We start from the raw sequence: 18943 nt of genomic DNA, 5'->3' as shown, positions 1-18943 counted from the left end.
AGTTCGCGCTATGAGTAAGAAAATTTTAACCACGCCGATCGCGCCCGAGGATCTAGCGGATATCAAGATCGGCGACGTGATCTACCTCAGCGGGCACATCGTCACCTGCCGCGACGTGCCGCACAGACGCGTCGTGCAGGAGGGCCGCGAGCTTCCGCTAGATATCAGGGGCGGCGCGATCTTGCACGCGGGGCCGATCATCAGAAAAACGGGCGATGAGGGCTTTGAGATGGTCTCCGTGGGGCCGACTACTAGCATGCGGATGGAGAAATTCGAGCGCGAGTTTATCGCTAAAACGGGCGTGCGCCTCATTGTCGGAAAAGGCGGCATGGGCGAGGGCACGATGAGCGGCTGCAAGGAGTTTGGCGCGATACACTGCGTATTTCCTGCGGGCTGCGCAGTGGTGGCCGCGACGCAGGTCGAGGAGATCGAGAGTGCGGACTGGACGGAGCTTGGGATGCCTGAGACGCTGTGGAAGTGCCGCGTGAAGGAGTTTGGCCCGCTCATCGTCTCGATCGACGCGCACGGAAATAATCTTTTTGAGCAGAATAAGATCAAATTTAACGAGAAAAAGGATGCGGCGCTAGCTGAAATTTTACCGCAGGTCGGGTTTATAAAGTAGCTAAATTTGGGCGGCTCGCGCTTTTAAATTTTGCGCCTTAATTTTTTACGCCCTGTCGTTAAATTTTAAAATTTAGCGCTATAACGAGGGGTAAATTTTAAGTGCTTTGGGCGGATGGCGCGGGCGTAATCGATTAATAAAACAGACGGCGGAGCTAAGCGCGAGATTAAATTTTATCTGCAAATTTAGCTGGTCGCGAGGGATAAATTTTAAAAATTTAAACCTGCAAAGCCGCTGTTTTAAAGCGCCAACTAAAAGCGCGCGCTAATCTCGCCGAAGCTCTTTCGCAAATTTAGCCTACGCGCTATTTTTTCTCCGCGAATTTTACGCTTGCATAGAGGTAGCTTGCAAACCCTAGCGCGCCCAGTATTGCGCCCGCCTCGCCTATGTGTTCAAGCCCGAATCTCGTTGCGATCTGATGCCCTAAAAGCGCTCCGCCGCCGATGCCTACGTTGTAGATCGCCGAGTAGATCGATATCGCGACGTCGGTAGCGTCGGGAGCCAGCGCCAAAACCCTAATCTGCAAACAAAGCCCAAAGCCAAAAATTCCCACTCCCCAGACGAAAGCCGCGAGCAGTAGCGCTACGTCATTTGCGACAAAAACTTTTAGCGTTAGCGCCGAGGCTAGGATAAAGAGGATCGAGCAGATCAAAAAGGCGTTTGGAAAAGAGCGATAAAGCTTTGAAAAAAGCACGCTCGCAGCGATTCCCGAAGCGCCGAATGCAAGCAAAACGTAGGTTACGAAGTGATCGCCCGCGGGATTAAATTTCGCCACGAAGGGCTCGACGTAGCTGTAGGTCGTAAAATGCGCGCCTACGATCAAAAACGTCAGCAGATACAAAGCAAGCAGCATCGGGCGCCTTGCAAGCATCGGCAGGCTCGCAAGAGAGCCCGCGCGGCGACTCGGTAAAAACGGTAAAATTTTCCAGAGAAATAGCGCCTCCGCCGCCGCAAGCGCGCCGATCGCAAAAAACGTAATCCTCCAGCCAAAAAGCTCGCCGACCACTCGTCCCAAAGGAAGCCCCAAAACCATCGCCAGAGAGGTGCCCAGAGCAAGCATGCCGATGGCCTGAGAGCCTTTATTTATCGGCGCTAGTCGCACGACGAGCGATGAGGTGATCGACCAAAAGATCGCGTGCGAAATCGCGATGCCAAGGCGCGCGATTACCAAAACGGTAAAATTCCACGCAATGGCGGCCAGGACGTGGCTTAGCGTAAATAGCACGAAAAGTCGCAAAAGTAGCCTCTTGCGCTCAAGCTTTGAGGTTAGTAGCATCAGTGGCAGCGAGAGGATACTCACCGCCCACGCGTAGATCGTGATGATTAGCCCCGTGCTCGTAACGTCCATGCTAAAATCCGCCGCGATGTCGCTTAGCAGCGCCACGGGGATAAATTCCGTCGTGTTAAAAATAAAGGCGGCAAACGCCAGCGCGATAACTCTCGTGTAAGCGATTTTATGGACGTTCATCGGCTTTCCTTTTTGAGCTTTTTAAATTTGGCTTTAAGTTTAGCATATTTAGCGGTTTTTAGCTTTTCGAGTTCTGCTTGAAATTTTAAAATTTTTAAAATTCCGTGCCGTATATACGTGCTGCGTTTCGTGCTAAATCTAAGCGGAGGATTATAGCTAAATTTATCCTCCGCGCAGCTTGCGGAAATAGAATTTACGCTCAAAACGCAAAGTCGCATGGAGTAAAATTCACGTAGCGATCGACCAGTGAAAATTTAAAATGAAATTTGCGCTGCGCTCGGCAGGAGGCAGTAAAATTCCTTATATTTGGCAGAATGCGCTGAAATTTTATGTACCGCATGTAGCAAGCCATAAATAAAATTTCGCTACGTCGAGTTTGGATGTGTATAGCGGTTGAGGCTTTGTAGTGGCTAAATTTTATTATCCAGTCTTGTTGCGATATGAGGTTTTTTCATCTTGTGGCAAGTACATTTTTAAATTTCTTAATTTTCGCGCATTCCCGTCATTTGATATTTGGGTTAGAATTTCAAGTTAGACGGCTAAATTTACATTAATTTCTACCCACTGCTTGCGATCTGCGCTTAAAGTATGCAAAAAATTTATTTTCAAAGCGGCGAAAGAGCCCGTCTCAAATCGTCCGCAATGCTAGCCTAAAACCGCCCGCAGATCGCGCTTATCGCTCGCCTCCGTGATAAAGCTTTAGAATTTTATTCGGTTTGCGAAGCATTAAAATTTTTAAGCAATAAATATGTAAAATTAGCGAAATTTGATAATTCCAAAGGACGAAAAATGGCAAAAGTTATGAAAACGATGGACGGAAACGAGGCAGCGGCTTACGTCTCATACGCCTTCACCGAGGTCGCGGGCATCTATCCGATCACGCCTAGCTCGCCTATGGCGGATTACACCGATATTTGGGCGTCGCAGGGCAAAAAAAACCTCTTCGGCATGCCCGTTAAAGTGGTCGAGATGCAAAGCGAGGGCGGCGCGGCGGGCACCGTGCACGGCTCACTCCAAGCGGGCGCGCTTACGACGACGTACACTGCATCGCAGGGGCTTTTGCTAAAAATTCCAAATATGTACAAGATTGCGGGCCAGATGCTTCCTGGCGTCATTCACGTCGCGGCGCGCGCGCTTGCGGCGCAGGCGCTCTCCATCTTCGGCGATCATCAAGACGTCTATGCCTGTCGCCAGAGCGGCTTTGCGATGCTTGCAAGCAACAGCGTGCAGGAGGTGATGGATCTGGGCGGTATCGCGCATCTTGCGGCGATTAAGGGGCGAGTGCCGTTTTTGCACTTTTTCGACGGATTTCGCACGAGCCATGAAATTCAAAAGATCGAGGTGATGGACTATGCCGAGTTTGATCGCTTGCTGGATCGCGAGGCCGTGCGTAAATTTAGAGAGGGCGCGCTAAGCTCTGAGCATCCTAAAACTCGCGGCACGGCGCAAAACGACGACGTGTATTTTCAGACGCGCGAGCTAGTTAATAAATTTTACGACGCGCTCCCTGACATCGTCGCGGAGTATATGAGCGAAATTTCAAAGATCACGGGGCGGTCGTATGCGCCTTTCGTCTATTACGGTGCAAGTGAGCCGCAGCGCGTGATCGTCGCGATGGGCTCGGTCAATCAAGCCCTTGAGGAGGTGGTCGATCATCTAAACGCGAAGGGCGAGAAGGTAGGCGTACTAAAAGTGCATCTCTATAGGCCTTTCAGCCTCAAATATCTCTTCGCCGCGATGCCTAAAAGCGTGCGTAAAATCGCCGTGCTAGACCGCACGAAGGAGCCAGGCAGTCTCGGCGAGCCGCTGTATTTGGATATAAAGGCCGCATTTTACGGGCGCGAGGACGCTCCGCTCATCGTGGGCGGCAGATATGGGCTAAGCTCCAAGGACGTTGATCCCGCGCAGCTAATCGCCGTGTATGAAAATTTAAAGGCGGACGAGCCTAGAAACGGCTTTACGATCGGCATCGACGACGACGTGACGCATCTATCCCTTCCCGTGGGAGATAAAATTTCGCTCGGCTACAAGGATGAGATAGAGTGCTTGTTTTACGGTTTGGGCGCAGACGGCACAGTGGGCGCGAATAAAAATTCCGTCAAAATCATCGGCGATAAAACCGATCTTTATGCGCAGGCGTATTTTGCCTACGACAGCAAAAAATCTGGCGGCTACACGCGCTCGCACCTGCGCTTCGGCAAAAGGCCGATCCGCTCGACCTATCTCGTCTCAAATCCGCATTTCGTCGCCTGCTCGGTCGCTGCGTATCTGGACATCTACGACGTCATCGGGGGCATCCGCGAAGGCGGCACCTTCCTTTTAAATTCCATCTGGGATGCCGAGCAGACGGCGGCAAAGCTTCCGAACAAGGTCAAAAAAATTCTAGCCCAAAGACGGGTAAAATTTTACATTCTAAACGCCACCAAGCTGGCGCACGACATAGGGCTTGGAGGCCGCACTAATACGATCATGCAATCGGCGTTTTTCAAGCTTAGCGGAATCATTCCGTTTGAGCAGGCGCAGAGCTATATGAAGGAATATGCCAAGAAAACCTACGCTAAAAAGGGCGAGGCGGTCGTGGCGATGAACTGCGACGCGATCGATAGGGGCGCGGATGCTTTGGTGCAGGTAGCGATCGATCCTGCGTGGGTAAATTTAAAAGATGACGCGGCGGATACGAACGATAAATACAAGGGCGACGAATTTATAGAAAAGATCGTAAAACCGATGAACGCGGCGCGCGGCGATAGCTTGCCGGTGTCGGCGTTTTTAGGGCACGAGGACGGCGGCTTTGACGCGGGCAGCACGCGATTTGAAAAGCGCGGCGTAGGCGTCACGGTGCCTAAATGGATCGAGCAAAACTGTATCCAGTGCAACCAGTGCGCCTTCGTCTGTCCGCACGCCGTAATCAGGGCGTTTTTGCTAGACGAAAAGGACGAAGCCGCCGCGCCTTTAAATTTAAAAGATCACCTGCTAGAAGCCAAGGGCAAGGAGCTAAAGGGGCTAAAATATAAGATCCAAGTAAGCCCGCTAGATTGCACGGGCTGCGCGCTCTGCGCCGAAAACTGCCCGAGCAAGGAGAAATCGCTCGTCATGGTGCCGCTTGAAGAAGAACTTGCAAAGGGCGAGCAAGAAAGCGCAGACTTTTTATTTGAGCACGTAAGATACAAAGACGATTTGATGGACAGATCAAGCGTCAAGGGCGTAGGCTTTGCCCGTCCGTATTTTGAATTTCACGGCGCATGTCCGGGCTGCGGCGAGACGCCGTACATCACGCTGATCACGCGACTTTTCGGCGATCATATGATCGTAGCCAACGCTACGGGCTGTAGCTCGATCTACGGCGGATCGGCGCCCTCGATGCCGTATCGCAAGGACGAGAACGGCCGCGGCGTCGCGTGGGCGAACTCGCTTTTTGAGGACAACGCCGAGTTTGGGCTGGGAATGAAGATCGCAAGCGAGACGCTGCGCCATAAGATCGAAGATCTAATGCTAGGCTCGCTCTCAAGCGTGCCAAACGCGCTAAAGGCGCTTTATCACGACTGGATCGAAAACAGAGACGATACGCTAAAATCCGCTCAGATCAGAGATAGGCTGGTGCCGCTACTAGAACAAAATTTGGACGCGCCCGGGGTTCGTGAAATTTTAGAGCTAAAGCAGTATCTAAACAAAAAATCGCAGTGGATCATCGGCGGCGACGGATGGGCCTACGACATCGGCTACGGCGGGCTAGATCACGTGCTGGCTACCGGCGAGGACGTAAACGTGCTGGTGCTGGATACGGAGGTTTACTCAAACACCGGCGGGCAGAGCTCCAAAGCTAGCCGCCGCGGCTCGATCGCGCAGTTTACTGCAGGCGGTAAGCGCGTTCAGAAAAAAGACCTCGGTCAGATCGCGATGACATACGGCAACATCTTCGTCGCACAGGTAAATTCCAACGCAAACCAAGCCGCAACGCTAAAAGCGATCATGGCGGCGGAGGCTTACCCCGGTCCTAGCCTTATCATCGCGTATTCGCCGTGTATCGCGCACGGTATCAAAGGCGGCATGGGCAGCTCCGGCGATCAAGCCGAGCTTGCGAGCAAATGCGGCTATTGGCCGACCTACACCTTCGATCCGCGACTTGCGGCGGAGGGCAAAAATCCGCTTAAAATTTCATCCAAAGAGCCCGACTGGAGCCTTTATGAGGAATTTTTGCTAAACGAGGTGCGCTACAACGCGCTTAAAAAGATCGATCCGGAGCACGCGGGCAAGCTTTATGAAGCCAACAAAGCCGACGCGATGAGGCGTTACCGCCAGCTCAAGCGGCTTGCGAATGCCGATTTCGGCGATGAGGTTATCTCTGCGGGCGTCGCGAGCGAGAATGCTTAAGCGTTGTAGTTAGTTTTTAGAATTCCGGGTCGCAGAATTTGTGACCCAGGAATTTCGTTAAATTCCAAAAGGAAAATCCATGAAAAAAATCGGACTAATCGGCGGTATGAGCTACGAATCTACGATTACCTATTATGATGGGATCAATCGCAAAATTAACGAGCGTCTAGGCGGGCTAAGTAGCGGCGAAATCCTGCTAAGTAGTCTAAATTTTGACGAGATCGAGCGGTGCCAAAGAGATAATGAGTGGGGCAGGGCAGGTGAAATTTTAGCTCGTCACGCGCGAGTTTTGCAAGGCGGCGGCGCGGATTATATTTTTCTTTGCACTAACACGATGCATAAGTGCTACGAGGCGATAAAAGCCGCTATCTCTGTACCATTCGTGCATATCGCGGACGCCACGTTAAGTGAGCTGCGAAAACGTGGCGTGCAAAAAGTAGGGCTGCTCGGCACGATCTACACGATGACGCAGGATTTTTACAAACAGCGCTTGATAGATGGCGGCGTAGAGGTACTCGTGCCAAATGCGGACGAAATGGAAGCGGTAAACGAAGTAATTTTTAATGAGCTTTGCTTCGGTAAAATCTTACCGCACTCCAAAGAGAAATTTTTACGGATTATTGAAGGACTTAGGGCTCGCGGCGCGCAGGGAGTGATACTGGGCTGCACGGAGATCGGGCTGCTCGTATCGCAAGCAGATACCGCCGCGTGGCTATTTGATACTACGCAGATCCACATCGATGCGGCAGTAAGTCTAGCTTTAAGCGAATAAATATCAAATATGAACCGGTAAAATTCCGGCTTATAATTTCAAATTTTTATATATATTATCAGTTAAATTTAATCTTTCTCTGTTATAATAACGAATATCAATCATATAAGGGGATGAAATGAACGTTTTAGTTATAGGAGCAGATGAGATTACACCCATTAAGGCGGTTTTAAAAGACCTTGGCGCGAGCAATATCGAGCACTGGGATGCACGAAACGAAAATCGCGTAAATCGTAAGCCGATCCCGCAGGATACCGAGTGTGTCGTGATGCTTACGAGCTTTTTAAACCACAACACGATGAAAAAAATCAAAGGCGAAGTAAAAAAGCGCAAAATCCCGCTCGTATGCGCTAAAAGAAGCGTCAGCTGCGTATTTTGCGAATACTGTAAGGTTTTCAATTTAAATCAAGAATTCGGTTGCAGACCTTGCGAAGATGATTAAAATCCCAAGGAATTTAAGTAATGCCGGCAAGCCCAGGCAAGCGGTTAAAAAATCGCGCACTACGCCGCAATCAAATGCTTACGACGATAAAGTTGGCGAGCTAAATTCCAAGGATTTTTTAAATTCTAACAAATTTAACGCTACTTACCTTGCACACGCCGAAAGCAAGAAATTTAGCGGCAAATTTAAAAAGTTTTCAAGCGGTAAATCGGGCGCGCTTAATCATAATGCCTCTAAGCCGTGCGCTGCAAAGAGCGCGCAAAAAGGCAGCGCGAACAGGAATTTGACAGCAAAGGCTTTTTACAACACTGGCTTAGCGCAAAAGAATTTTTTCTGCGCTAAGCGTTCGGACGAGAAATCAGCTTTATTACAAGATACTACCGCGTCAAAACGAGATATCGCGACGCGCGAAAAACGCCAAAAAGCGGATCTGCGGCGCGATAATGAGCTTATTGATGATGAAATTTTAAATGCCGAAGTTTTTAATAAGCAATTCTTTAGCGGCGAGATTTTTGGCTTTGATGCGAACGGGCGCGAGATTGCGCCAGAGGCGCTGCAGGATTATGATGCGGCTTCGCGAGCGCGAGCGATGCTAGCTCTATATAATTTTAACGTTAATGCGGATTATAGAATTCTGCCCGCAAATTTAAAGGGCGCTTCGCAGTTTCGCGCTGCGTTTTTAAATTTTATCGCTTCCGAACTTAGGCGCGGTGCTCGCAAAATTTACCGCTTCAAGCCCGCCATGAAATTCTGTACGGCGGATAATGCGATAATCTTTGCCTATCTGCGCGATATGCCGCTGCCTGTATTTGCCGCCAAGCCCGCTTATAAGCTAACTAGCGCAATCGTGAGTCTGCGTAGCGGATTGCTGCTAAACGGAGACGATGCGTTTTGCAACTTCGTATTTTGCAAAATCGCGCTTCGCAATGCAGGCGCACAGCTGCAGCTTGTGGGCAAATCGGGCGAGCTCATCGTAGTTCGCAAGAGCAGTTTTAGCCTAGGCGTGGTTACGAGCTTTAAAAAAATTTTACCTCAAAATCCAGCCATTTATGATAATGATATAAAAAAAGCGCTAGAGCTTTGCCGCGGAGCAAACCTCGATGCCCTGTATCTTGTCTATCCAAAAAATGAAAATTTTAACCGCCACGTCGAGATAAAAAGCGAATGCTTTAAGGGAAATTTCATTATGAAATTAGTACCATACAAGCTCACCGACAAAATTTATTAAAAGGATACCAAATGGTTGGAATTATTTTTGGAAGCTCGATGGGCAATACTGAGGACGCTGCGAAGCTGATCTCGGAAAAGCTCGGCATCGAAAATGAGCTTAAAAACGTTGCGGACATCGCGCCTGCAGACCTAGATAAATACACCGCGCTCATCATCGGCAGCTCCACATGGAACGACGGCGAGCTACAAGACGACTGGGCGGGCTTTGATTTCTCAGCTCTTGATGTCGCGGGCAAGACCGTCGCGATTTTTGGTATGGGCGATAGCTCAAGCTACAGCGACGCCTACTGCAACGCAATGCGCGAGCTATATGACAACTTCAAAAAAGCGGGTGCAAATATCGTAGGTGCAGTGCCTACCGATGGATATGAATTCGACGAGAGCAAGGCCGTAGTGGATGGCAAATTCGTTGGCCTCGCGCTAGACAACGACAATCAAAGCGACCTCACCGAGAGCCGTATCGAGGCGTGGATAGCGCAGATCGCTCCATCTTTTAAATAGTCCTCCTTTAAATTTGCTGCGGAGCGTGCGCTTCGCGGCAAATTAGAATTATCATTAAAGCTCTAGCTAAATTACAAAGCTATAAAATTTTAAAACTTCTTTCTGCTTGTAATTTTTTGTATCATACTGGCAAATAAAATTTAGCCTATTTTTATCACATAAAATTTTGTTGCCGATAAATTTAGTGAGATTTTAAAATATTCCGCTAATGCTTAACAATTAATCTCAAAATTTACCTCAAATTTAATCAAATTTTAAGCGGGGGGGCTAGTATTCCTTACTTTAATCTTAAGGAGTAAGTATGAAGCTCAGATATATGATGGGTGCCGTAGCGGCGGCTTTGGTGTTAGCAGGATGCGGTGAGGACGAGATAGAACTCGTCAAAAACTATACTTTGCCCGATTTTAAATCTATGAGTATAGGCACGGCGATCGAGGGGTCGAAAAGATGTAAAAATATCACGTGGTCGAAGGCTGATCGCGGTGGGCTAAAATCCGTCACGATGGTGTGCGACATAGATATGGAAGCATTGAATGCCGCAAAAGAGAAAGCGACCAAAGAACGTCGCGAGAAATATAATAAAGATGCTTTAAGTGGTAACATGGATAGTACTATGAAGTTCTACGGGGGTAAAGCTTATGATAGGAATAGCTTGCTTCAGCTAGCTAACAAACTTTGTAAACTAAACGACGCGAAATTCCAAGAGACTATAAAAGCAAAAGGTGAGATAGAATACGAAGATCAGAGGGGATTGATCGATTGCGATAAGTCGCTAGAGGATGAAATTCTAAAAGACCAAGACCCTAAAAAAGATAAGACATATCTACCGGGCGTTTTAGATTTCTTGAAAAATGCGGTGTATCATTCGCAATTGACGCCAGAGCAATTAAAAGCTAGTTATGGTGCATATAATAAAAAAGCGCCGTCTAGTGCAACTATAGAGCTTAATTTCGTCGTCAATAACGATAAAAGCGTAGATTTGGCGCCGGGATTTAAGATAATGTCCGATGGCGAAGAGGAGCCTGCCGGCAAAAATGATACATCTAAAGACGCACTAGCAGTATTTTATGCAAGATAATATGCTGCGGAATTCTTGAGTAGCGGAGCAGAATTTTAAAATTCGCTCCGCTACGAAATTAAAGAATTTCATTCTCGGTAAAATTTCATAGAATTTCGATAGAATTTTGCGGAATTTCGTCTGCGGTTTCGACGTAAAATTTTAATGCGGAATTTCACGGCTGAGTTGATATGTCGCGCTTGTTTACCACGATTAAAATTCCTTTTTATGTCGCGGCGTGGAATTTTAAGCACGGAATTCCATATTTTACTAAGGCGCCTTATGCGCGTAATTTTACAAACTGAATTAATCGAAATTTAGCAGCTAGATTTTTCTCAATTTTGAATTTTGCAGCCTGAAATTTAACGCCTTAGAACTCCTCGACTTCACAAACCCACATCGCGAAATTCTGCCGTCGCGCTCTTGTTTTATAGCCAATAACGACGAGCAGCGTCAGTAGCCTCCATAAGCTTACACACGGAGCATTTTATTACAAAGTTTTTTAAAATTTAAATCGATTAAAATTTCACAGCGCGAAATTTCGTAGTTCTGTAATACAGCCAAAATTCCGCGGTTTTAAAGCCTCGCACTAGCCAAATCCTTTTACTTAGATTTTGCCCTAAAGTCCCAGCTCGATCGCCAGATCCTTTACCGCTTTGAGATTTACCTTGCCGCTGCCGAGTACCGGGATTTGCTCCACCTTTTTCACGACGCTTGGCTGCATTATCGGCGCCAGCGCGGAGTCCTTCAGGCGGCGCGAAATTTCATCCTCGCTCGCCTCGCCCACGTAAAGCAGAGCGATCTTTTCGCCCTTTTTCTCGTCTTTTAGGTTCACGCACGAATAGATCGCGCTTTCGCCTAAAATTTCGCCCACGGCGCTTTCTACTGCGCCCAGGCTAATCATCTCGCCGCCGATTTTAGCAAAGCGCGAAAGGCGGTCGGTGATAAATAAAAACCCGTCGTCGTCGATATAGCCGATGTCGCCGCTTTTGTAGTAGCGCACGTCGTTTATTTGCGCGATCGCTTCGGCGGTTTTTGCCGGCTCATCGTAGTACTCCTTCATAACCTGATGTCCGCCGATTAAGATAAGCCCCTCCTGCCCGTTTGATAGCGGCTGAAGCGAGGCGGGATCGGTTATTTTTATGACCGTACCTGCAAGCGGCAAGCCGACGCTTTTTTCGCGGTTGAAGTGAAGCTCTTTGAAAAAATCGGGCTCGAGGACATTCGGCGTATTTACGCTCACCACCGGCGCAGTCTCGGTCGTGCCGTAGCCCTCGTAAATTTCGATGCCGAATTTTATCTTAAATTCCTTTCGGACGTTTTCGTTTAGCTTCTCCGCGCCCGCAATCGCCAGGCGGATGCTTGCTAGCATAAGCGGATTGAGTCTTTTATTTTTGGTGTAGAGCCTAAAAAACGTCGAAGTACCGAACATTATCGTAGCGCCGTACTTCGCGCTCATCTTGCCGACGCTAAAGGCGTCCGTAGGATCGGGCACGTGGATGCTTAAAATTCCGTCGTTTAGCGGAAATAGCGTCGTTACGGTAAGCCCGAAGCAGTGAAAGATCGGCAGCGACGCTAAAATCGCGTCGTGCTCGGTGGCGTTTATGAGCTCTGAAATTTGACGGACGTTCGCCATTATATTTTTATGCGTCAAAACCACGCCTTTGGGCTTTCCTTCGCTGCCGCTGCTAAATAAAATGGTCGCTACGTCATCTATCGCGTGCGGCTTAAAATACAGCGCGCGAAATAAAATTTTAGGCATTAGCAGCGATTTTAGCGCGCAAGCTATGCGCTCGTTTTTAGAGACGCCCTCGCTTAGATCTTCAAGGTACACGAGCCGATCGCCGATCGAACTATCCAGCTCAAAGCCCTTTGATTTGAGCTTTTCTACGAATTTGCGCGAGCTGATGATCGTGCGAATGTTTGCCTTATCGGCGCAGTAGATTAAATTTTCCTCGCTTAGCGTGTAGTTTAAATTTACGCTCGTTTTGCCCATCGCAAAAAGCGTTAAATTTACGGCGCTTGCGATGACCGAGCTAGGCAAAACGATACCGACGTTTTCCTCGCTGCTTATGCGGCTTTTTAGTCTTTTGCGAAGTATCAAAACGGCGCTCATCATCGCTAAATTTGTGAAGCTCACTCCCGTGCTATCGACCGCTACGCGCTTAAAAGGCGATCTTTTGGCTTGATTTAGCCAGTTGTAGGCAAGCGGCTTTAGGCTTGCGAGGTATTTGCCCCAGCTGAAAAACGACAGCTCCGTTACCGCACGCTTTACCTCGTGCGCCTTGGAATTTGCCTCGATCGGCGCGCCGAAGCTTACGCGAAGTGCGTTTTTGCCGTTTTGCGAGATCGTTCTTTTATAATGCTCGCTGGCGCGCGAAAACGTCGATCCCCAAAGCCCTCTGATATAAAAAGGCACGATGACGGAGTTCGTATCGTGCGCGGCTAGCTCAAATCCGCCCTGAAACTCGTCTATGCGGCCATTGTAGCTGATGTGGCCCTCGGGGAAGAGCCCTACCACTTCGCCTGCATTTAGCGCCTCGCGGATGCTTTCGATCGCGCTTTTGCTCACGCCCGCTCCGATCGGAATGACGCGGAAAATTTTAAAAAACCACTTCAAATACCACAGATCGTAGTAGCTGCGATGCATCACGAAGCGCACCCCGCGCGGGCACGCAAGCTGCACCACCGCCCAATCGATCCAGCTGATATGGTTACCCAAAAGCAGTACGCCGCCTTTTTGCGGGATGTTTTCGATACCGTCTACGTGTACTTGGTAGCCGAATTTCATAAACGGAATGAGTAAAATTCTAACGAAAAGCTGTGGCAAATATTTCGCGCCGAAGATCCCGCAGATGAGCACGCACAGTGCCGCCATAACGAAAATTTCGCCGCTGGCGACCGCAAAATGCACCAAGATGATGGCGATGAGCAAAAACAGCACCATAAAGATATTTTGAATAAAATTTGAACCCGCGAGCACCCGCCCCATGCGCTCGTCGGCGGTAAAAAACTGAATTACGGCGTTGAGCGGTACGATGAAAATTCCGCCGCTAAATCCGAAAAAAAACGACGCCGTGCCGAGCCAAAATACCGAGTGCGCGTTGGCTAGCACCATTAGCGCGAGCGCCAGACCGAATGCGCCGAACGGCACGATACCGAGCTCGATATGCTTTTTGCAGTAGCTGCCCGCGAAGATCGAGCCTAGCGCGATTCCAATCGCACTAAGAGCTAAGATCACCTGGATCACCATTACGTTGTCGCTGCCGCTAAGAGCTTTGTAGTGAGCCGGAAAGGTCGCGATCACAAGCTGTGAAACCGCCCAAAACATCGCAAGCCCCAGCGTGCAGAGCAGGACGTTTTTGTCTTTTAGCACAAAATTTAAATTTTGCCTTAGATAGCGAAGCTTAAGATAGTCGTCTTTATTAAATTCCGCCTGTGGTTGCGCGGCGTCGAAGAATGGAATTTTATATGAGTAGTATGTTTCAAGCACGGAGCCCGCGACCAAAAGCACGCCGATGAACCAAACCGAGCTCATCAGCTCGCCCGCGTCGCTGCTGCGGACTGCGAACAGCTCGAAAATCACCGAAAACACAAGCGATGAAAGCAGAATCGCGATGATGGTAAGAGCCTGTACGAGGCCGTTTGCCGCGCCTAAATTTTTCGCGCCGACGATCTTTTTAATCAGGCCGTATTTGGCGGGCGAGTAGATCGCGCTTTGCGCCGCAAGCAGGATCGTCATAAAAAACGCGAAATAAAACCACCCGCACAGATAACCTAGCGTAATGAGCGCGGTAAGCGCGACGCCGAGCTTTGCGCAGATCCGCGTGATGCGGGTACGCGAGAATTTGTCGTTGAGATAGCCGCTGGCGCTAAAAAGAAATACGTAAGGCAGCAAAATCAGCAAATTTACAAGGGAGGTAAGGGCGATGAGAGCGCCCGAGTCGGCGCTTTTAACAAGGACGTTTTGAATCGTGATCTTATGGCCCAGATCGACGCTTGCGTTGATAAACATAATCGCCAAAAACGGCAAAAATCCGTTGATTTTTAATAAAGATTTCAAGCTATCTCCTTTAAAAACGGGATTTTATCTCACGGAAGTTAATAGACGCAAATTTAAGGCGGCTTCGCTACAATTACGCAAAAATTAAAGGAAAAATATGAAAGTGCAAATCACAAATCACGATGTCGATAACCTCAATAAATTTATGCTGCTTTACAGCAAAAAGGCGCGCAAGCAGCGCCTAGTAAGCACCTACGCCATACCGTTTGAGTTTTTGCTTATGGGCATCATCATCGACGGGCTTTTAAAAACGGTGCCGATTGCGAACGTGGCGTCGGTTATTTTGGGTGCGGCGTGGCTTATTTTTTATCCGAAATTTTACCGCCGCATGCTAAGAAAGCATCTGGATGCTGCTAAGCTCGCGCAAAACTCAAACATAGAGATGGAATTTATCGCGGGCGAGGATGAAATTTCATTTTCAAAGGGCGAGCCGCGCGCAAGCGAAAAATTTGCCGCGCGCTCGCTAAATCGCATCGCTGCGGGCGGGGAGAATTTTTTCTTGGCGTTTGATCGCGGCTTTCACATCGTGCTTCCAAAAAACGCCGAAACAGACGCCGCGGTGCAGCACCTTGCAGATCTGCGCGGGCTGCAGATCGAATCCGTGGATATGGATGTTGAAATTTAACTCAGGCGTAGCCTGCACCGCTTAAAGCGTCGTTGGGGGATGGGTGGGGTTTGTGGGCGAGCAGAGCAATGCGGTGCTGCGGGGCAGCGCCACCCTCTGCGAGAGGTGTGACCTCGCAATTCAAGCCTCCTTCCCGCCCCAAGAGAAGCATATCGCGGGCTAAAATTTAAACGGAATTTCATGTAATAAATTTAAAATTTCTCTATGTAGAATTTGCGTCTAGAATTTGGGGCGTGGCAGCGTTTTCTCTTAAGGGGGAAGGGGCGCTACTTGCGAGGCGCTCCCCTTCCCCCTTAAAATCCCCCAACCCCTGGCACGCTCAAAGGGCGAGCTACGCTCGCGCTAATTTTAAACTGCGGCTGGCGACAAAATTTTGGCTAAAATTCTGCATTCAGCTTGCCGTTACGCCTCGCGCATCTCCTCTGCTAGGAGCTTTTTGTAGGTGCGCTTGAAATGAAACGCCCAAATTAGGGGAAAGATTATCTCCAACCCTTTCCAAAATACATATCCACCATACCAAAAAAAACATTTGCAAACCGCATAGCAAGCGACTACATAGCTTGTCCCAAAGACGGCACCCCAAGCTACTATTTCAGAGTCGGTCGTAACAACCCAGATCGCAACCAAATATATGAAAGCGCTTGCTAGCGCGGTCGGAAAAAACCAATTTAGAACGCCTAATTTTTGGTGATTTACATCCGCGGTAAGATAGCCCACCACGCAAGCGATGATACATAGGGCACATAAGATAGCGCGTAGCACGGCTAAATAGCGCAGCCCACGGGGTTGCATCGCGCCTTCGTAGTCGCTGTTTTCGCAGCTACTACTTTGGCTGTTTTTGCTGCCGCGCCCCGCCACATAGACAAGATGTGCGCCCAGCGCTATGAAACACGTGCATGCTGCAAGGTCCCAAAATATGAAGTTACCGAAGATTGTCCCGCCCGAGCCATCATCGCCCGTAGGTCCTATTAAATAAGGCCACGAAATTTTCACTATACAAAACGTCGCCGCGAGTAAAATCGGATGCAGCGCGAGCCTGCCGTTTCGCAAATCGGAGAGTAAATTTTTAAAATAGCTCATGCTTTCCCCTTAAAATTCCGCGGAATTTTACTAGCTTTCCATATTTTAAGGCGCGCTTCGGAGCTAAAAAATTTAAAGCCACTTTGCTCGCTCATTGCTAGGATCCGTTTCGTTGCCGATCGCTTCATAGCGCGAGTAGTAGAACTCCACAAACTCCCGCACCTGCGCCTCGCACGGCAGATACACGCCGCCGCTAAGCTCCGCAAAGCGCGATAAAAATTCCGCCGCGTCCTTTTTGTCGCAATAAAGCCGCGCCAGCTCCTCATAGTTTTGCAAACACGCGGCTTTGAAGCCCTCGTAGCCTGCGCGATCAAATTTAACCGCCAGCCGCATGCCGTCGAATTTCAAAACGCCCGATGCAAAAAGCAAGTTCAGATGTATCAGAGCCTCGCAGTAGTAGGGCTTGAGCTCCTCCACCCGCTGCCACGCGATGAGCCCCACGGCGCGGCGGATCAGCTCATCCAGAACCGGCAAGCAAAACTCCTCCTCTTCGTGGAAAAAGAAGCTGATAAGCCCGCCGGTGGTCGCCTTGTACTCCTCGATGAGCTTGAAAAGCCCCGAGCGGTTCATGCGCGCCTCGGTGTCCGCATCGATGAAAAATATATGCCCGAACTCATGCCCGATCGTCGATATTTCGTAGACGCGGCGCCAAATTCGCGGCTTTTTAAATAAAATTTCGCGCCCGAAATTTAGATAATCGAGAGTAAAAATTTCGCTGCTTAGCCGCATAAAAGGTCTAGCCTTGGCGCTTTCATAGACGAAATTTACGAAGGCGAAAATTTTCTTGCCGCAGTTGGTGCTTACGAACTCGTCGTTGGGTACGACCTGCGCCGAAAAGAGCCCGTTAAGATCGGCTCCGTAGTAGATCAGCGGCGCGCAGACGTAAAGCTGGGTCTTGGCGATGTTTGAGAGCACGAGCGAGTGCATGACGGCATTGTTCGCGTCTATTTTTTCATACGCGCGCTCAAAGCTCTCACTTACGCGCGCTTTAAATTCCTCCGCGCTAAACTCATACGCGCCCGCAAGCCTGACGTCCCATTCCAGCGCGACTGCGTGTGTGTAGGCGTCCTCGTAGTACTCAAGCGGATGCCCGATCTGAAGCGGCGTTTTTATATCCATCCACGCGATCTCCGCATCCCGCCACGCGCCGATCACCGCGCTAGAATCTCTCTCGCAAAAGGCCTGTTTGAGCTTAGATAGATACGCGACGTAAGCTAGCTCGCTCTCATCTTCTGCAAGCATCACCAGACGCTCCAAAAGATCGCTAAATTCGCTTTGCAGCTTCGCTGTCTCATCCGCAAATGCCACGGCGTAGGGCAGCATTTGGGATTTGCCCTCGCGCTGCACTATCGCGCCGTAGCAGCGCTCGCAGATCTCGCCGTGAGGCGTGCGCATAAACAGCTCCTCTTGCAGTAAAAATTCCTTTGCCTGCGCAAGCGAGCTAAATTCCTTTTCCCAGCGCTTGTTCGTGCCTTCGATAATTAGGGCTTGCCAGCTTTTTTGCATATCGCTTAACACGAGCCCGATGCGGTGCACGCCTTTTAAAAGCTCCAGATAAAACGGCTGCAAAATCCCCTGCGCGCCGGCTTCGGCGATGAGAGCCGCATGCGCGCTCTCATGTATTTCGCGCGTGAAATCGTACATTTTGCTCTTTAGCTCGCGCTGCCGCGCCTCATCGTAGCCTAAGCGGCGAAATTCTTGCAGCAGCGGATCCTCTTTGAGATCGACGATTCGGCTTAGCACGGCAATGCGCGCGGTATCGCCAGACTCAAAGCCACAGATCTTCAGCCCGCGCGCGATCAGCTCGGCGTGCGGCTCGTCGTAGAGGGCGTTTAGCTGCGCTTTAGCAGCGGCCGCCATCTCGCTAAGTTTTGCAAAATCGTTCATCGCGTATCCTTTTTGTCGTTTTATCGTCTTTTTACGAGCGGAATGTGTCTGCTTCGCGAGCAAAATTCTATCCTCGCATCCGCTTAAAATTTTAAAATTTCGACATAGATTTTTGCCGATTGTATCGAAAAAGTGTTAAATTTGCGCGGTTAAAATGCGAGATTTTTAAATTTAAGGAGTAAAAATGAGCGATTTAAACTTAGACGATTTCGGCGAGCCTCGCATCAAGGTCGTAGCGCTGCCTAAGGATACGAATAGCTCGGGCAATATTTTCGGCGGCTGGATACTAGCGCAGATCGATTTAGCGGGCGCGACGGCGGCGCGCGAGATAGCGCCCGAGCGGGTCGTGACGATCTCGATGCAGGAGGTAACTTTCAAGCAGCCTGTATTTATCGGCGATGTCATCAGCTGCTACGCAAAAGTCCTAAGTGTGGGAAATACCTCTATCCGCGTGCAGATCGAGGTCACAGCGTTGCGGCTGGGTGAGGATGGATTTCGCGAGTGCTTGCACGTAACCAGCGCGATCGCAACCTACGTAAGTGTGACCAAATCAGGCCGAAAAAAGCCTATCAGCGCAGAGATTAAGAGGCTGCACGGATTTTAAAATTTCTCAGACTTTAGTTTCAGCTCAAGGAATTTTAGTATCAAGCTTATAACGCGAAAATTCTTATGTGGGATAGGCTTAGTGCACAGAATTTATTGCGTAAAATTTTATAATTTTAAGCGCGGAATTTTGCTGTACAGTATTTTGGTGGAAAACCTAGCAGACGGAATTTTAGAATTTTAGAATTTTAGAATTTTAGAATTTTAGAATTTTAGAATTTT

General features: G+C 49.2%; 13 protein-coding genes. 9 read left to right on the top strand and 4 right to left on the bottom strand.

The window, feature by feature from the left end; translation table 11 throughout:
- Positions 1 to 10: 10 nt before the first annotated feature.
- The gene (gene ttdB, locus Q0144_RS10475) at positions 11 to 622 is read left to right on the top strand and encodes a L(+)-tartrate dehydratase subunit beta (protein WP_298064105.1); all 612 of its coding nucleotides are present in this window, start codon (positions 11 to 13) and stop codon (positions 620 to 622) included.
- Between the two features lie 304 nt (positions 623 to 926).
- Here ttdB and Q0144_RS10470 read toward each other — a convergent pair whose 3' ends face one another.
- Entirely contained in the window at positions 927 to 2090 is a 1164-nt protein-coding gene (locus tag Q0144_RS10470; protein ID WP_298064104.1) for a sugar transporter, read from the bottom strand.
- A gap of 789 nt (positions 2091 to 2879) precedes the next feature.
- Between Q0144_RS10470 and nifJ the strand changes: the two genes are divergently transcribed.
- From nifJ to Q0144_RS10440, 6 genes are all read left to right on the top strand, one after another.
- The gene (nifJ, locus tag Q0144_RS10465) at positions 2880 to 6461 is read left to right on the top strand and encodes a pyruvate:ferredoxin (flavodoxin) oxidoreductase (RefSeq protein WP_298064102.1); all 3582 of its coding nucleotides are present in this window, start codon (positions 2880 to 2882) and stop codon (positions 6459 to 6461) included.
- Positions 6462 to 6540: 79 nt separating this feature from the next.
- Positions 6541 to 7233: an aspartate/glutamate racemase family protein gene (locus tag Q0144_RS10460; RefSeq protein ID WP_298064100.1), complete on the top strand. Its 693-nt coding sequence runs from the start codon at positions 6541 to 6543 to the stop codon at positions 7231 to 7233.
- Between the two features lie 118 nt (positions 7234 to 7351).
- Entirely contained in the window at positions 7352 to 7675 is a 324-nt protein-coding gene (locus Q0144_RS10455) for a DUF2325 domain-containing protein (protein ID WP_005870807.1), read from the top strand.
- The gene (locus Q0144_RS10450) at positions 7668 to 8903 is read left to right on the top strand and encodes a hypothetical protein (protein ID WP_298064098.1); all 1236 of its coding nucleotides are present in this window, start codon (positions 7668 to 7670) and stop codon (positions 8901 to 8903) included. Before Q0144_RS10455 ends, Q0144_RS10450 begins: the two co-directional genes overlap by 8 nt.
- A gap of 11 nt (positions 8904 to 8914) precedes the next feature.
- Positions 8915 to 9406, top strand: coding sequence for a flavodoxin FldA (gene fldA / locus Q0144_RS10445; RefSeq protein ID WP_298064096.1), 492 nt, complete (start codon positions 8915 to 8917; stop codon positions 9404 to 9406).
- 301 nt (positions 9407 to 9707) lie between these two features.
- Complete coding sequence (locus tag Q0144_RS10440) at positions 9708 to 10484, top strand: hypothetical protein (protein ID WP_298064094.1); 777 nt, start codon at positions 9708 to 9710, stop codon at positions 10482 to 10484.
- 598 nt (positions 10485 to 11082) lie between these two features.
- Here Q0144_RS10440 and Q0144_RS10435 read toward each other — a convergent pair.
- The gene (locus Q0144_RS10435; protein ID WP_298064091.1) at positions 11083 to 14526 is read right to left on the bottom strand and encodes an acyl-[ACP]--phospholipid O-acyltransferase; all 3444 of its coding nucleotides are present in this window, start codon (positions 14524 to 14526) and stop codon (positions 11083 to 11085) included.
- 97 nt (positions 14527 to 14623) lie between these two features.
- On the opposite strand from Q0144_RS10435, the gene Q0144_RS10430 reads away from it, so the two are divergent.
- Positions 14624 to 15151: a hypothetical protein gene (locus tag Q0144_RS10430; RefSeq protein ID WP_298064089.1), complete on the top strand. Its 528-nt coding sequence runs from the start codon at positions 14624 to 14626 to the stop codon at positions 15149 to 15151.
- A gap of 402 nt (positions 15152 to 15553) precedes the next feature.
- Here Q0144_RS10430 and Q0144_RS10425 read toward each other — a convergent pair whose 3' ends face one another.
- Complete coding sequence (locus Q0144_RS10425) at positions 15554 to 16231, bottom strand: hypothetical protein (RefSeq protein WP_298064087.1); 678 nt, start codon at positions 16229 to 16231, stop codon at positions 15554 to 15556.
- A 72-nt stretch (positions 16232 to 16303) separates the two neighbouring features.
- The gene (gene ciaB / locus Q0144_RS10420) at positions 16304 to 18118 is read right to left on the bottom strand and encodes an invasion protein CiaB (RefSeq protein ID WP_298064085.1); all 1815 of its coding nucleotides are present in this window, start codon (positions 18116 to 18118) and stop codon (positions 16304 to 16306) included.
- 184 nt (positions 18119 to 18302) lie between these two features.
- Between ciaB and Q0144_RS10415 the strand changes: the two genes are divergently transcribed.
- On the top strand, positions 18303 to 18722 hold the full coding sequence (locus Q0144_RS10415; RefSeq protein ID WP_298064083.1) for an acyl-CoA thioesterase: 420 nt from the start codon (positions 18303 to 18305) through the stop codon (positions 18720 to 18722).
- The last annotated feature ends 221 nt before the right edge of the window (positions 18723 to 18943 follow it).

It is taken from the genome of uncultured Campylobacter sp., from assembly GCF_938045345.1.
Classification (GTDB): Bacteria; Campylobacterota; Campylobacteria; order Campylobacterales; family Campylobacteraceae; genus Campylobacter_B.
Note: the sequence above shows the minus strand (reverse complement) of the source record. Positions and strands in the feature narration are given on the sequence as shown.